This is a genomic window from Spiribacter salilacus, assembly GCF_009649225.1.
In the GTDB taxonomy this organism is placed as follows: Bacteria; Pseudomonadota; Gammaproteobacteria; order Nitrococcales; family Nitrococcaceae; genus Spiribacter; species Spiribacter salilacus.
This window is the reverse complement of sequence record NZ_WJPP01000001.1, coordinates 78,830-92,967: the sequence shown is the minus strand read 5'-3', so window position 1 is coordinate 92,967 and position 14,138 is coordinate 78,830. Positions and strand designations below refer to the sequence as shown.

The following is a 14,138-nucleotide window of genomic DNA, read 5'->3' as shown; positions in this document are numbered from 1 at the left end:
AACCAAGACGGCTTTTTTAGAATGATTACAGTATACACCTTCAGCCGAAACCTGGCATTCCTGCTGATTATCATCCTTCTGGCCGGCTGTGCACGCGCCATCGATGGCTTGCCCATTGTTTATCAGCCAGAGCTAAGGCAAGGCACCTTGTTTACCCAAGAGAATGTTGCTCAGCTTGAGCCGGGCATGAATGAACGGCAAGTCCGCTTTCTCCTTGGCCCTGCCACAATCGAAGATCCATTCATTGATGATCGTTGGGACTACGTTTATCAACTGGAGCCACGCAGCACCAAGGCTGAGCCTGTCACAAAAAGACTGACCGTGTATTTCGATCAAGGCGCGTTAATTGGCGCTGAAGGCGAATATATCGAGCCTGGTCACCCGCTTTATCGTTAAGCGTTACGCTGGCGCTGAGCCCGCTCCTTGCGCTGTGCCTTTGGGTCGACAAGCAGTGGGCGATAAATCTCTATTCGATCGCCGTCGGTAACCAGCGTTTGCAGCGTAACGAGCTGCGAGAAGATACCAACGGATTGCTCGGCAAGATCAATTTCTGGGCAGCGCTCACCAATACCCGATAACTGAATTGCTTGTTCCACCGTTGAGCCGAACGGCACGTTAACCACCAATAACCATTGCTGATCGGGTGTGGCATAGGCCACTTCAATTTGTAATGACTCATCGACCGCCATAAATCACTTCTGCCCGCTGCACAAAAGAATCAACCAAAGTACCTGCCACCTGGGTAAACACCTTGCCAAAAGCCATCGATAAAAGCCGATTGGAAAACTCAAACTCCAAATCGACAGAAACTTTACAGGCGTTTTCGGTTATTGACTGAAACCGCCAAAACCCCTCGAGATGCTGAAAAGGCCCTTCAATTAGACGGATCTCGATCATTTTCCCGGGTTGGCGCAGATTGCGCGTGGTAAAAGACTTCTCAAAGCCCGCTTTGGCAAATAAAAGCTCTCCGCATACCACCTCATCAGAACGCTCCAACTCACGACTACGCTTTACCCACGGCAGAAAATCTTGGTAGGACTGAACGTCGTCTACCAGTTCAAACATCTTTTCAGCCGAGTAGCGCACATGGGCTGAGCGCGAAACAGTGGTCATCTTTAAAAAATCCGCCCTAAATATAAGCAACACTAAATGGTAACAAAACTTCGCCCATCTTCGGCATTGCATTGGCGAACCTGCCTGTCACCTATACAATGTGACCAGTGAGTAAAAAAGCCGGTAAAAGAAAAACCAAAAGCGATAGCGCAAGCATTGCAGACAATCGGAAAGCCCGGTTTGACTATTTTATTGAAGACCGAATCGAGGCCGGGCTTGTCCTGCATGGGTGGGAGGTCAAAAGCCTGCGTGCTGGTCGCATTAACTTAACGGAAGCCTATGTGATTATTCGCAATGGCGAGGCTTGGTTAATCGGGTGCAATATCCCGCCGCTGCCCACGGCTTCAACCCACGTGAACCCCGATCCCATTCGCACCCGCAAGCTACTGCTGCACAACCAAGAGCTTGCCCGGTTAATTGGGGCGGTAGAGCAAAAAGGCTATACCCTGGTGCCGCTAGATCTGCACTGGAAACGGGGTCGGGCCAAACTCAACATTGGCCTTGGCAAAGGTAAAAAGCAGCATGATAAACGCGCCGATACTAAAGAGCGCGACTGGCAACGCGAAAAAGCCCGAATTTTAAAACACCCATCGCGCTAGCGATTGAACCTTTACTGCGCTACCCTGTCTATTCGATAACTGGGGACGACATGGCTTCGACGGAAGTCGCAAAGCTCCAGGTGCATGTCGAGGACGTCACTCTCCCTCGTAAAAAATGTGGCAAAAAAGTTAGTTGCGAACGACGACAACTACGCACTCGCGGCCTAAGAACCCGTGAGCTGTTCACACCCGATCGCCTGTGGTCGGTGGCGAACAGGCATACTACACAGGCTAGCCCTGCCGGAAGCCCGGGCCAGCAAGGCGAAACATAACGGGATCGCTGCTTCCATACCCTGACCGTCGGGTAGGAAAAAGCTAAAAATAATGACGGTGCTAAGCATGTAGACCCTGGTGTGGAGGTCTTTCGGACGCGGGTTCGATCCCCGCCGTCTCCACCAAACCTAGTAAACCCCGCTTCGGCGGGGTTTTTTATTAGTACACCGTCTCATGGCTCCCGACATTTACCAGAATAATTTCTTTGTCATCGATCAGCAGCTCGAGCGTCAGACGATAAGAGATATTTATCGAAACCGAAGATAGCCCCATCAGCCGCCCCTGCAAGGCATGTAGGCGCAGCGAGGGGTGAAAAGGGTTTACCTCAAGGATCTGCAATGTTTTGAGATACTGTCGTTTTAAATCTGGATGCCGCTTAAGCCACTTGGTTGCTCGGCGGTTATAGCTTTGAGTGAAAACCAATGTGTAGCACATTCCTCAAACCTGCTACCGGTCGCTCAGTCCGGCTGGCTAATCCGCTTAACATGAGCTTCAGCAGATTCCTCCACGAATCGCCCAGCGGCGTAGTCCGCGCGTGCTTCCGCTAGTGCAGACTCCAACTCACAATCCCGCAAATGCGTATAGTCTTCGATTGCGATGACCACATAGCGCGGCTTACCGCGCACTGAAACGATCGCTTCGTTATCGTTAACCAGCGCTTCTTCTATGGCCGACACACCGCGGGTTTTCAGCTCATTGGCGGTCAGATTGGTCATAACCAACTTTCCTCATTCCACTAATCGTACTCAAATTAACACGCTTAATAGTACTTTTTGCAGGCTGGTTAGTCAAGAATCACTCCCCCAATACGGGCCAAATTCATTAAGCGGGATTTTCAGATAACGCAGTCCGTTTTCCTCTGGCGGGGGTAATTGCCCCGTCCGAATATTGAGCTGAACCGCGGGCAAAATAAGGGCAGGCATCGGCAAGGTGGCATCCCGTGCTTCACGCATGGCAACAAACTCCGCTTCGCTAATACCGGAACCCACATGAATGTTGTTTTGTCGCTGCTCCCCGATGCTGCTCATAAAGGCCGGCTCACGATCATCGGTCCCGTAGTCATGCAAAACAAACACACGATGGCTATCGGGCAGTGCGTCAAAAAGCTGTTGAATGGAGCGATACAGCGCTTTTGCGGAGCCGGCTGGAAAATCACAACGGGCCGTTCCCGCATCCGGCATAAACAGCGTATCCCCACAAAAAACGGCATCACCAATCACATAGGTAATGTGATCGCTTGTATGTCCAGGGGTATGGAATACCTGCGCAGGGATGTTACCCACGCTAAACGTTTCTCTATCAGCAAAAAGATGATCGAACTGGCTTCCATCCGTTTGGAAGTCGGCTTCTAAGTTGAAAAGCTTGGCAAAGCGCTGTTGCACCTCAACAATCCGCTCACCAATGGCCACCGGCGCATCAAATTGCGTTTTTAAAAAAGGAACAGCGGTGATGTGGTCGGCATGCGCATGAGTCTCAAGCAGCCATTCAACACATAGCTGTTCTTCTTGAACAATCGCTAAAATCTGCTCTGCGGTATCGGTTGCAGTGCGGCCAGAGCTGGCATCAAAATCGAGCACCGGGTCGATAATAGCGGCTTGGCGGCTTGCCGGGTCCCACACCACGTAGGAAAAGGTGTGGCTGGGCGCATGAAACACATGGCGTACTGTTAAGCTCATCACAGTAGCGTACGTGCTATCGGCGCGCCTCGGCAATAAACTCCACCACCATATGTGGCACCGTTAGGGCAGCTAGCCCCACAAAAATTAGCCGCATTAACATTGCATCCGCCGGCAGCCCAATCAGAAATGGAATAGCCGCGATTGCCAAGGCATAGGTGGCAAGCGTGGTAGGTGCAACGGCACGCAGTTTCTCACCCCAGCTATTAAGGCCTAAGTCTTGCGCTGCCAGCATGAGGTGCCGTGGGCTGTGCAAAAAACACCAGTACGCAATAAAATAGGCCAATGGATGCAGTAGCCAAGCCGCTACGACAAGCAGCAGCGGATCTCTCCAATCAGATACCTCACGCGACTGATGAGAGAGCAGCCCCATTAACAACAGCGCCCCACCCAAGGCCAGTGACCATGGGGCCGCCCGCACAATTAATTCTGGCCGCGTACTGCCTAGCATTTCAAATAACGGCACCACCACATCGGCCTGAAACACGACCGGTAAAGAGATAATCCATAACCCATAGCCGGTGCCGCCAACGCGCCCTATTCGCGCTGCCACATCGTCACCAAAATGCACGGCTGAATAAACCAAAAACACCGCTAAGGCGATATCCGGCACCTGCCACCAAACCGCGATTACCGCAGCACTCAACGCAAGATAAGCCGCAAAAAACCCACCTAAGCGCAACGGGTTACCGAGCGGCAGATAGCGTTTTGCAACAGCCGTATCCAAGCTACCATGCGGCAGCCCCAGCAATGCTGTTGCCACCCCAAGCACCACATAGAGTGGCCATTGCCCAGGCAGTAACGACACCGCTACGGCAAATACAAGCCCAATCGGAAATAACCAAAATGCCGGGGGATGCTTCATGTTTTGCATGGTGTGAGCCCTTAATGGCGATCATTGGCTCAAGTGTAAGCTTTCACTCAGAGGGGTAATTGACCTGCATCAGGAATCAGTGAACGCCTAAAACACCCCACCTCATGATCGTTCATTAGCCCCATTGCCTGCATTAGCGCGAACATGGTGGTGGGTCCAACGAATTTCCAACCACGCCGTTTAAGATCACGCGAAAGCGCGATGGATTCTGCCGATAGTGTAACGGACTGAGGGGGTGGCAACGTGAGCGGGTCGGGCTGATATTGCCAAATAAACGCGGCAAGCGAGCCATGCTCTAAAACCATTTCTTGCGCTCTTGCTGCGTTATGAATTACCGCCTGAATTTTGCCACGATGGCGAATAAGGCCAGAATTTGCCAATAACCGCTGCACCTCAGAGGGACCGTAGTCTGCTACTTGGTAAAAATCAAAGTCACAGAATGCGGCACGAAAGTTCTCGCGTTTAGTCAGTACAGTCCGCCAACTCAAGCCGCACTGAAAAACCTCAAGGCAAATCTTCTCAAACAAACGCTGATCATCGTGTTCCGGAACTCCCCACTCAGTATCGTGATAAGCGATCAGTTCTGGCACCCCCGCACACCACGCACAACGCGGCTTTGATTGTAACTTCATCACTGATTCCGCTCCCTTATCGGCGCCTACTGGTAACGACTATTCAATCCACCCACACAAGGGATGATTACTATTATGAAAGCACTATTGACGATTGCGTTCTTAGCCGTACTGGCCATGCCCGCTTTTGCACAAAATAACCCTAACATGCTCACCATCATTACAAGCGATGAGGATCAGACTCAGGCCATGGCCCTGATTCTGACCATGCAGGCCATGGAAAACGGCGCCTCACCGCAAATCTTGCTTTGCGATGAAGCGGGTGAGCTAGCCGTAACAGAGGAAGTGGATGATTCCGACATGGTCATTGGTCCAGACGCTAGCCCTGCACAGATGATTCAGAGACTGGTCAATAACGGTGTCACTGTAGAAGTTTGTGCCATCTTCTTGCCAAACAACGATCTAACCGAAACTGACCTCATCGATAACGTCGGTGTTGCACAACCGCCGGCCATCGGCGCGTTGGTTGCCGACCCAGCGGTTCGACTCTTTACGTTTTAGCTAAAACCTGACGGCGGCGGCCAGCCATTTCTGGGGCATAGCGCTCAATGAGCAATGCCAATGGCACGGCCACCGCTAAACTCAGCAACACAACTACCGCAGAAAACACGCCCACCCCAAAACTTGAACCCACAGGTAAATGTGCAGTTATCCACGCTGCGAGTGGGGGGTTAATGAAATGATAAAACAGGCCATGCAAACCATAGATAATAATGGTGATCTCCCCAAGATGTTGCAGCCATCGCCAATCTGGGAGGACGCGCGCCAGCAGAATAACCATTGCGCTTCCCACAAGCGCTGTTAATGGAAATAACAGCGGATTCCCCACCGTACCAAACATCATGACCACCACATCGAGCAGCCGAAACGGCCCTTGGTTAAGATCGAAAGTCAGTGTGACCACAACCACACAAACTAGGAACACGCCGAATATCTGTAACCGGGTGTAACTGCGCTCAAGCAGGCCACTACGGCGGAGCAAGATGCCGGTAAGGTAAAACGCATACCCCAACGGCACCACATGGATCATCCAAAAAATCAGGTTATGTGCCAGCACATCTACGTATCGATTGAATACATAACCCAGCGCGTAGAAGCCCACAATGGCAATGACCAACCGGCTTGGGCTACGCCAAAATCGGCCCAACCACTGATGCAAAAGCTCCAACGCCAGCAAACTGGCAAGAAACCACAAAGGAATACTAAAGGCCGGCAGGCCCATGACGGTGCTAATCAAACCATCTATGTATCCGGCATTCGTCGATAAATCGACGGTGGGGAACCAACCAGGAACACCCAGTAGCGCAATGACGGCTGGTATCAGCCCGAAGACAAAATAAGGCACCAATCGACGACGCAGAATAAGGGGCCGCTCACTGTAAACCACGCCAGAAAGCAAAAAGAATAACGGCATATGAAATGAGTACACCCATTTATAATGTACCCCGGCTGGGTCACTGCCCAAGTACATGAGCTGCTCAACAAAATGCCCATAGAACACCAGAGCAATGGCGAGAAAACGCGCCGTATCAACGCTAGTTATCCGTGAAGACATCAACCCCCCGGCTACACAAACACCGTTATTAAGCCACGCGCTATTGCCATGCCTACCATTGCCGCTGCAATGCAGAGCATGACACTCGCAAGCACATAGACCGCAGCACGCCCTGCTTCACCAGTATTTAATAAGGAGACCGCTTCTAAGGAGAATGCAGAAAACGTCGTAAACGCGCCCAACAACCCAATCGTTAAAAAACTACGCCATGCTGGACTCAGTAAGCCGCGCTCAATGAGAAGAACAAATACGACGCCAATTACTGCGCTGCCCAAAACGTTAACGAAAAGCGTTCCCCAAGGAAAGCCACGCGGTAACACCCGATCTGCCAACATAACCACACTAAAACGCAATGTAGCGCCCAGCGCCCCGCCGCTAGCGACCGCCACCCACTCATTGACTGCCGGCATTGATAAACCCCTAACTTAAGCCGCCCAATAGCAAACCTAGCTTAGGCCCTAAGCGCAGCGCGCGCTAGAGCAATGTCCTGCAAACCCACGCCACTGCCATCAAATAAAGTGACCTCGCCACCATGACGACCCGACAGTCGGCCGGAGAGCACCCCACCGATACACTGGATGTCGCCCACTGCAAGATCGCCCTGGCTAACGGCGTGTTGGCATTCCCCCAACTGCGCAGACTGCACCGGAAGTTCCGCAAAGCAATTAGCCCGCGCCACGAGTGAAGCCTCCAGCTCTTGTTTGCCAACCGTATCGGTGCCCATCGCGGCGATGTGAGTGGGGCCAACCACATGAGAATCCAGCAACACCGGCGAGAAGCTGGAGGTAATGGTAATAATGCAGTCAGATTCAGCACCCAGATGCGTTAGGTCAGTCTCGACAAAGGGCACGTTGTGCTGCTCTGCAATCGCCTGTAGGTGACGCATCCGGCCAGAGCGATGATTCCATCCCAGTACCTGTTCAAACGGTAAGGTATCCAGCGCTGCCTCTAGCTGATACGCAGACTGGTGCCCCGCGCCAATGATCCCCAGCACTTTTGACTTGGCTGGAGCAAGGGCATGAATGGATACCGCCGCGGCGGCCGCTGTGCGCAAAGCCGTTATTTCATTGCCCGCCACCACCGCTTCACACTGACCCGTGTCAGGGTTAAACAACAATATCGTTGACTGATGATTAGCCAAATTACGCTGATGGTTATTCGGCCAATAACCCCCTGCCTTAACGCCAAGCGTCATGGAGTCACGATCAAAACCCGGCTTAAACCCAAATAGCGCATCGGCATGACCAATCGCCTCACGAACCACTGGAAAAGACTGCGCATGATTGGCATCCATCGCCTGAAAGACGGCCTTCATCGCGTCAAAGGCCGCTTTTCGATCAACACATTTTTTGACGCTGAGCTCATCAATCCACTGCATGTTAGTAAGCCCGCCCGCGGGCCGATACCGGCCAGATGCTTTCTACAGCGCCATTTCGCACGCCAACATACCAATCGTGCACATTACAGGTTGGGTCACAGTGCCCGGGCACTAAACGCAGCTTTTCATTGACTTTAAGTACGCCATCGGGATCAGCAATCACGCCATGCTCATCGGAGCACTTTACATACTCCACATCGTCACGCCCGTAGATAAACGGCAGCCCACTATCCACTGACTGGGCCTTAAGCCCCGCGTCACAAATGGCTTTATCGGGCTTGGCATGGCTCATCACGCTGGTCAGAATAAATAGCGCATTTTCCCACTCGCCCTGATCAATACGTTGGCCGTCTGCATCACGGATGCGCCCATAATCGGCATCCATAAAGGCGTAAGACCCACATTGAAGCTCGTTATATACGCCTGAAGCGCCTTCAAAATAATAAGAACCGGTGCCACCGCCCGCAACAATGTCACATTCCAAACCTAGCGCACGAAGTGCCTCAACCGCGTCACGCACCATGCCAATGGCAATGTCGAGTTTTTCTCGCCGCTCTTCAAACGACTCCAAATGCTGCATGGCCCCCTGATAGGCCTGTATACCCGCAAACCGTAACCCAGGAGCCATCGCAATCGCCTGAGCAATATCCACAACGGCTTTGGTTGATGTGACACCGCAGCGGCCAGCACCACAGTCAATTTCAACCAGGCACTCCACTTGCGTTCCATGCCGCGTGGCTGCTGCAGAGAGATCAGCCACATTGTCTTTATCATCCACACAACATAATGCGCGAGCACCGAGCAAGGGTAGCCGCGCCAGTCGATCGATCTTGGCCGGATCGCGCACTTGGTTGGTGACCAACACATCCATGATGCCGCCGCGCGCGAATACCTCGGCTTCGCTCACCTTTTGGCAACACACCCCACAGGCGCCGCCCAACTCTTGTTGCAGGTGCGCGATGTCCACCGATTTATGCATCTTTCCATGCAATCGATGCCGCATGCCCATTGCCTTGGCAATTTCACCCATTTTACGAATGTTGCGCTCGAGTGCATCCAAATCGAGCACTAAGGCAGGCGTTTGAATTTCTGATTCCGGCATACCGGGCAAGGCCGGCACATCGAAGCCCACTTCAAGTTGATCTAATGCAGTTGCTATTGCCATGGTAGTCTCTCCAAGTCGACATTACCGCCAGTAATGATGATGCCAACGCGCTTGTTGGCGAAAACGTTGGGATTGTTCAGAATCGCTGCCACCGGAACGGCGCAGCTTGGTTCAATCACGATCTTCATCCGCTGCCACACCAGTCGCATGGCATCAATAATCGATTGCTCATCTACCGTGAGAATGTCGGTGACATGCTCGCGAACAAAATGCCAAGTCAAATCTTTCATTGGCACTTTTAGCCCGTCAGCAATGGTTTGCGGCGCGTCATCGGCAATCAATCGGCCGGCCTTCAAGCTACGTGCCGCGTCATCAGCCTGCTGCGGTTCAGCCGCATAAATCGCGGTCTCCGGTGCGATGGCCGTCAGCGTTAAACAGCACCCAGAAATCATGCCCCCTCCGCCGATCGGCGCGATAACCACATCCAATTCAGACACTTGCTGCACCAACTCACGCGAGCAAGTGGCCTGCCCGGCAATAACGCGCGGGTCATTATAGGGATGAACAAAATCTGCCCCGGTGCGGGCTTGTAACTCAGCAAATGCCGCCTCACGCGCGGAGGTCGACGCTTCACACTCGGTTATTTGCCCCCCATACCCCATCACCGCATCTTTTTTGGCCTGCGGTGCCGTATGCGGCATAACGACATGACACGGAATGCCTCGCGCGCCCGCCGCATAGGCCAAACTCAGCGCATGATTTCCTGAGCTATGTGTTGCCACGCCGGCGGCAAGGGATTCTTGCGGCAAACCAAATACGGCATTAGTTGCGCCGCGCGCCTTAAAGGCACCGGCTTTTTGGAAGTTCTCACATTTAAAAAACAGCTCCGCACCCGTTCGCTCATTGAAGTAACTGCTTGTCAGAACGGGGGTTTGATGTATCCAAGGCCGAATGCGCTCATGCGCTGCTAACACATCTTTGTAATCGGGTATTTGCATCCTCGCTATGCCTCCGTTTTATCCGAAAAATGCCGCTGGGCAGCCGCCACTCCCGCTCCCAATGTGAGGGAGAAATTCAAATCGTGGAGTGTCATCTCTGCCACTGCTAAGCCTGAAAGCACCATTGCCTCGCTCAGGTAACCCAAATGCCCAATCCGAAAAACGCGATCTCCATCCGGACCCAGGCCAATGCCAAAGTTCATCGCGTAACGGTTACGGGCATGCTCGACCACCGCATTGCCGCTGTAACCGGGCGGTACACGAATGGCAGTCACCGTATCGGAAAAAAGCTCGGGGGAATGGGCCACGGGTTCAAGGCCCCAAGCGGTAACCGCCGCACGCACGCCTTGTGCAATATGCCGATGCCGTGCATGCACCTGCGGCAGCCCTTCTTCTAATAACATTTCGATACTTTCAGCAAGACCACTTACAAGGCTTACTGCCGGGGTAAATGGAAAGCTACCCGCCGTAAGAGCAGTAAAAAGAATCTCTAAGTTCAAACAGCCCTTGGGGCCCTTATTGGCCGCTGCCAACGCTCGCGCTTTATCGCTGAGTGCAACAATGGCAAGGCCCGTGGGCAGCATAAAGCCCTTCTGCGAGCCTGCTACCGCGGCATCTACGCCCCATTCCTGCATTTTAAAAGGCATTGATGCGATGGAGCTAACCCCATCCACACACAACAAGGCGGGGTGTTTGGTGCCATCCAACGCTTGCCGAATGGCTGCGATATCACTCCTTACACCGGTTGAAGTCTCATTATGAACCGCCAACACCGCAGCAATCTGATGGGCTGAATCTTGCGCTAGCGCATCGCCAAGCTCAGCGATTGGCGCACCCTGCCCCCACGGCGCCTCGATGATATCAACCACTAACCCAAGGTCTTGCGCTAAAGCGATCCAGCGCTCAGAAAACATGCCGTTGCGCACCGCCAACACCCTTTGCCCAGGCGCAAGCAAGTTCACTAAAACGGATTGCCAACCCGTGGTGCCACTGCCTGTAAAAAAGGCAACGTGAGCGCCCGGATCGCCAAAAATCTGCTGAAGTCCTTTGGCGATTGGGCTAATAATTTCACCAAAAGCAGGGCTTCGGTGATCCCATGCTGCCTTTGCCATTGCCAAACGCAAGCGCTCTGGAATGTTGGTAGGGCCAGGGATGAAAATCGGGTTGTTAGCGATCATCGATATAATCCATTTAATCGTCCTCGCTTTTAGATTACGTCATTGAAAAATTTTTTCTATTTTTTCAAAAAAATATTTCATAAATGATTGAAAATTCCTAAGGTGCTGTTAATGTTGGGGAGTTTTATTTTTTGCAGTGAGGGTTGAAGTGATAATGGAAAATCCCAGCGATCACCGACGGCGCGGACGACCACGCCAAAGCCAAGAATCTGAGCCGGCCGCCATTAATCAAGCACTCGACCGCGGCCTGCAACTTCTGGAGCAGTTAGCCGCCGAGGAACACCCACAAACGCTCAGCAATCTATCGATCGACACTGGCATTGCCGCCAGCACTTTGTACCGCTTACTCATCACCCTACAGCGTCGTGGTTTAGTGGAATTTGATAGCGCCTCCCAAACTTGGTCTATTGGGATAGAGGCGTTCCGTATTGGAAGCGCTTTTCGACGCCGCATGAACTATCTCGAGGCCAGCCGTCAGACAATGCGTGAGTTAATGACGCAAACCGGTGAAACCTGCAACCTGGGCGTACTTGACGGCGATGACGTGGTGTTTCTTTCCCAAGTAGAAACGCATCACCCCATCCGTGCGTTTTTTCGCCCCGGCACACGGGGGCCGCTGCACGCCTCAGGGATCGGAAAGATGCTGCTCGCTCAATTACCCGACAACACCATTCAGGCTTGGACCAAAAACCATGCGCTGGCGCAATTAACGGACAAAACCATTATTTGCCCCTTGGCGTTAGTGGAAGAATTAACAAAGATCAAACTGCGTGGATGGTCACTTGATGATGAGGAAAGCACGTTGGGTATGCGATGTCTTGCAGCTCCGATATTCAACGAATACGGTGAGGCCGTTGCCGGTGTGTCTATCTCAGGCCCTGTTACCCGGATTAATGACACAATACTCCCGCAACTCGCTAAGCAGGTATGCAATGCCGCCGGGCAAATTACCAAAGCGATTGGAGGCGTTAATTATTGATAACGCCAAGCACCCTTATTTGCTCAGTACTGACATCATGTAGCTTCATAAACCCCGCTGGCGTACCCAGGTAACCATCAAGCTGATAAAGCCGGTTAAAGAACAAATCCTGCGGCGAGAATTCTTCATTGTTGTACCGAGGGTCGGGCCCGCCGTGGGTATGATAGCTGGCGTTCGCGAGCGTGCCTTCGGGAACGGAGTTAAACGGACTGCCAATATTGACACTGCCTGAGGTGCCTGCCACTGGCTCGGTATAGCTAAAGCTGTTATCGGCGTTTAAGTAAATCCAGCCCCCATGTTCGCGATTTTCCTCAACAGACACTGGATTTATTTCGTTCAAAATCTCGGCTGCCGCCTCATCGCGGGCTAAAAATCGGGGCGCACCATCCCGATCACTACTACCCGAGCTAACGGCCGCCGCCGCCAACCCAACACCAACGCCTAAGCCAACAACCTTACTAAAACCCCGTTCTTGCGGGTTTTCTGTTACGCCAAAAAAGCGTTCAACGCTGAACAAAATCTGATCATCATTCACCGCGGTAAACAGATCGTTGCGTGCCCGCTCTAGGGCAAGTGTGAGCTCCCAGCGCGGGTTCGTTTGCCACTGCAAAGCCAGTCGCTGAACGCTGGCATCAAACTCGCTGTCGATGGCCTGATAGGCCAGTTCAAACCGCCCCATATCAATGGCTAAATTCAGCCCCTGCCCAACCGCTTTGCTACCACGACTAAGTTGAAACCCACCTAACTCCACGCCGCCTCGTTGCAGCCCAATGTAATGGCCATAACGGGCCTCAACGCCCGCTGCAGTCACTTGAGAGCTAGCAATTTGGGTTCGCCATTCACCGTTTAGGCTAAAATCTGCGGCTAGACCTTGCACCTGAAAATCAGCCCGCGTTCCACCATAAAAAAACGTCTGATCGAGGTCTGGGTAGAGCGCATTATTGGCCTGAGACAACGTATTAGCCTCGGCTTGAAACGCGCTAATCGTGCTTTCACCAATGGATAGCCCCCCATAGTAGTGCTGCTCGTCAGGCGCGCTCAGCGCCCCATAATGCAGCGACCCATACTCTGAAAATGGCTGTTCAATAAAAAACTGAGCGGGCGCAACTTCAGATAACTCGGTTGCCATCGATGCGGTGGATAGGCCGGCTACTAACCCCAACCCAACCCAGCAAACCTTTTTACTGCTCATACGTTGCTCCCAGATACGCCACCGTTGGTCTGCTGGTTGTAAAGCGCTTCGGCTATTTCGATTAAAACGAGAAAACAGAAAACCAATCTATAGCACTTTTAGAGGTACGCCAAATGGCTAGGGGTTTTATTCGACCGGAAGTTCCTAGATCGCTTTATGAGGAAATGACAAAGGGGCGAACGGTGTTTATCAACCCCACCGAGGATGATTTAACCGCTAGTCTCAGCGAGATCCAAAAACGAACGCGTGTACGCGGCATCGAGCAATCTGACTTAGTTGCGGCGTGGCAGCAATTCAAGGCAGAGCGCCTGCCCCAAATGGGCCTAGCTGGCGCAACCGAAGCACCCTCACACTATCGCTGGCCGCTGCAAGCCACCCTTTTCCAGGCGATTCGAATTACCGAAAACTTAGAGGGTGTTATCTTAAACCGAGTTGCCATCCCGCCAGGGCACCCCCTAACGTGGCCAGTTCCCCCAGACGCAGACGGAATCGAGCGGGCCCACGCCATCATCACGGCATTTTGGCTGCATTTAAGCGATCAGGAGATCACCCAGGTGTTGCCCTAGACGTACCTCTGGTAATCTAG

General features: G+C 52.6%; 19 protein-coding genes and 1 other RNA gene. 6 read left to right on the top strand and 14 right to left on the bottom strand.

Annotated elements, in window-relative coordinates; translation table 11 throughout:
• The first annotated feature begins 21 nt into the window (after positions 1–21).
• Complete coding sequence (locus tag GH984_RS00480; RefSeq protein ID WP_172973126.1) at positions 22–396, top strand: outer membrane protein assembly factor BamE; 375 nt, start codon at positions 22–24, stop codon at positions 394–396.
• On the opposite strand, the gene GH984_RS00475 is transcribed toward GH984_RS00480, so the two are convergent.
• Together GH984_RS00475 and GH984_RS00470 are read right to left on the bottom strand one after the other, a co-directional pair.
• Complete coding sequence (locus GH984_RS00475; RefSeq protein ID WP_153718261.1) at positions 393–689, bottom strand: RnfH family protein; 297 nt, start codon at positions 687–689, stop codon at positions 393–395. The two genes, GH984_RS00480 and GH984_RS00475, sit on opposite strands and share 4 nt — an antisense overlap.
• Positions 676–1,113: a type II toxin-antitoxin system RatA family toxin gene (locus tag GH984_RS00470; RefSeq protein ID WP_153718260.1), complete on the bottom strand. Its 438-nt coding sequence runs from the start codon at positions 1,111–1,113 to the stop codon at positions 676–678. The genes GH984_RS00475 and GH984_RS00470 overlap by 14 nt, the downstream gene beginning before the upstream one ends.
• A 107-nt stretch (positions 1,114–1,220) precedes the next feature.
• Here GH984_RS00470 and smpB point away from each other — a divergent pair, with 107 nt between their 5' ends.
• Complete coding sequence (gene smpB / locus GH984_RS00465) at positions 1,221–1,712, top strand: SsrA-binding protein SmpB (protein WP_369691870.1); 492 nt, start codon at positions 1,221–1,223, stop codon at positions 1,710–1,712.
• 41 nt (positions 1,713–1,753) lie between these two features.
• Positions 1,754–2,110: a transfer-messenger RNA gene (gene ssrA, locus GH984_RS00460) on the top strand.
• A gap of 34 nt (positions 2,111–2,144) precedes the next feature.
• On the opposite strand, the gene GH984_RS00455 is transcribed toward ssrA, so the two are convergent.
• From GH984_RS00455 to GH984_RS00435, 5 genes are all read right to left on the bottom strand, one after another.
• A complete protein-coding gene (locus tag GH984_RS00455) occupies positions 2,145–2,420 on the bottom strand; it encodes a type II toxin-antitoxin system RelE/ParE family toxin (protein WP_153718259.1) in 276 nt (91 codons plus the stop codon).
• 23 nt (positions 2,421–2,443) lie between these two features.
• Positions 2,444–2,701 (bottom strand): type II toxin-antitoxin system Phd/YefM family antitoxin, encoded by a 258-nt coding sequence (locus tag GH984_RS00450; RefSeq protein ID WP_153718258.1) that lies wholly within the window; start codon positions 2,699–2,701, stop codon positions 2,444–2,446.
• Positions 2,702–2,773: 72 nt separating this feature from the next.
• Positions 2,774–3,661: an MBL fold metallo-hydrolase gene (locus tag GH984_RS00445; protein WP_153718257.1), complete on the bottom strand. Its 888-nt coding sequence runs from the start codon at positions 3,659–3,661 to the stop codon at positions 2,774–2,776.
• A 16-nt stretch (positions 3,662–3,677) separates the two neighbouring features.
• Positions 3,678–4,526, bottom strand: coding sequence for a Brp/Blh family beta-carotene 15,15'-dioxygenase (locus GH984_RS00440; protein ID WP_253939071.1), 849 nt, complete (start codon positions 4,524–4,526; stop codon positions 3,678–3,680).
• 56 nt (positions 4,527–4,582) lie between these two features.
• Positions 4,583–5,167 carry a DNA-3-methyladenine glycosylase I gene (locus GH984_RS00435; protein ID WP_153718255.1) on the bottom strand — a complete coding sequence of 195 codons (585 nt, stop codon included), beginning with the start codon at positions 5,165–5,167 and terminating at the stop codon, positions 4,583–4,585.
• A 75-nt stretch (positions 5,168–5,242) separates the two neighbouring features.
• On the opposite strand from GH984_RS00435, the gene GH984_RS00430 reads away from it, so the two are divergent.
• The gene (locus GH984_RS00430; RefSeq protein WP_253939070.1) at positions 5,243–5,668 is read left to right on the top strand and encodes a DsrE family protein; all 426 of its coding nucleotides are present in this window, start codon (positions 5,243–5,245) and stop codon (positions 5,666–5,668) included.
• Here GH984_RS00430 and GH984_RS00425 read toward each other — a convergent pair.
• From GH984_RS00425 to GH984_RS00400, 6 genes are read right to left on the bottom strand one after another with little or no spacing between them, the layout of a single operon-like run.
• Positions 5,658–6,722 (bottom strand): acyltransferase family protein, encoded by a 1,065-nt coding sequence (locus GH984_RS00425; RefSeq protein ID WP_153718253.1) that lies wholly within the window; start codon positions 6,720–6,722, stop codon positions 5,658–5,660. The two genes, GH984_RS00430 and GH984_RS00425, sit on opposite strands and share 11 nt — an antisense overlap.
• An 11-nt stretch (positions 6,723–6,733) precedes the next feature.
• Positions 6,734–7,132, bottom strand: coding sequence for a fluoride efflux transporter CrcB (gene crcB, locus GH984_RS00420; protein WP_153718252.1), 399 nt, complete (start codon positions 7,130–7,132; stop codon positions 6,734–6,736).
• Between the two features lie 41 nt (positions 7,133–7,173).
• Positions 7,174–8,100, bottom strand: coding sequence for an ornithine cyclodeaminase family protein (locus tag GH984_RS00415; protein ID WP_153718251.1), 927 nt, complete (start codon positions 8,098–8,100; stop codon positions 7,174–7,176).
• Between the two features lies 1 nt (position 8,101).
• On the bottom strand, positions 8,102–9,265 hold the full coding sequence (bhcC, locus tag GH984_RS00410) for a 3-hydroxy-D-aspartate aldolase BhcC (protein WP_153718250.1): 1,164 nt from the start codon (positions 9,263–9,265) through the stop codon (positions 8,102–8,104).
• Positions 9,256–10,203, bottom strand: a complete 948-nt coding sequence (gene bhcB, locus GH984_RS00405) for a beta-hydroxyaspartate dehydratase BhcB (protein ID WP_153718249.1) — start codon at positions 10,201–10,203, stop codon at positions 9,256–9,258. The genes bhcC and bhcB overlap by 10 nt, the downstream gene beginning before the upstream one ends.
• 5 nt (positions 10,204–10,208) lie before the next feature.
• Positions 10,209–11,381, bottom strand: coding sequence for a pyridoxal-phosphate-dependent aminotransferase family protein (locus GH984_RS00400; RefSeq protein ID WP_153718248.1), 1,173 nt, complete (start codon positions 11,379–11,381; stop codon positions 10,209–10,211).
• Between the two features lie 154 nt (positions 11,382–11,535).
• Between GH984_RS00400 and bhcR the strand changes: the two genes are divergently transcribed.
• Positions 11,536–12,360 carry an HTH-type transcriptional regulator BhcR gene (gene bhcR, locus GH984_RS00395; protein ID WP_153718247.1) on the top strand — a complete coding sequence of 275 codons (825 nt, stop codon included), beginning with the start codon at positions 11,536–11,538 and terminating at the stop codon, positions 12,358–12,360.
• On the opposite strand, the gene GH984_RS00390 is transcribed toward bhcR, so the two are convergent.
• Positions 12,350–13,552 carry a DUF4329 domain-containing protein gene (locus tag GH984_RS00390; protein WP_153718246.1) on the bottom strand — a complete coding sequence of 401 codons (1,203 nt, stop codon included), beginning with the start codon at positions 13,550–13,552 and terminating at the stop codon, positions 12,350–12,352. The genes bhcR and GH984_RS00390 overlap by 11 nt on opposite strands.
• Before the next feature lie 164 nt (positions 13,553–13,716).
• On the opposite strand from GH984_RS00390, the gene GH984_RS00385 reads away from it, so the two are divergent.
• Positions 13,717–14,118 (top strand): hypothetical protein, encoded by a 402-nt coding sequence (locus GH984_RS00385; RefSeq protein WP_153718245.1) that lies wholly within the window; start codon positions 13,717–13,719, stop codon positions 14,116–14,118.
• The last annotated feature ends 20 nt before the right edge of the window (positions 14,119–14,138 follow it).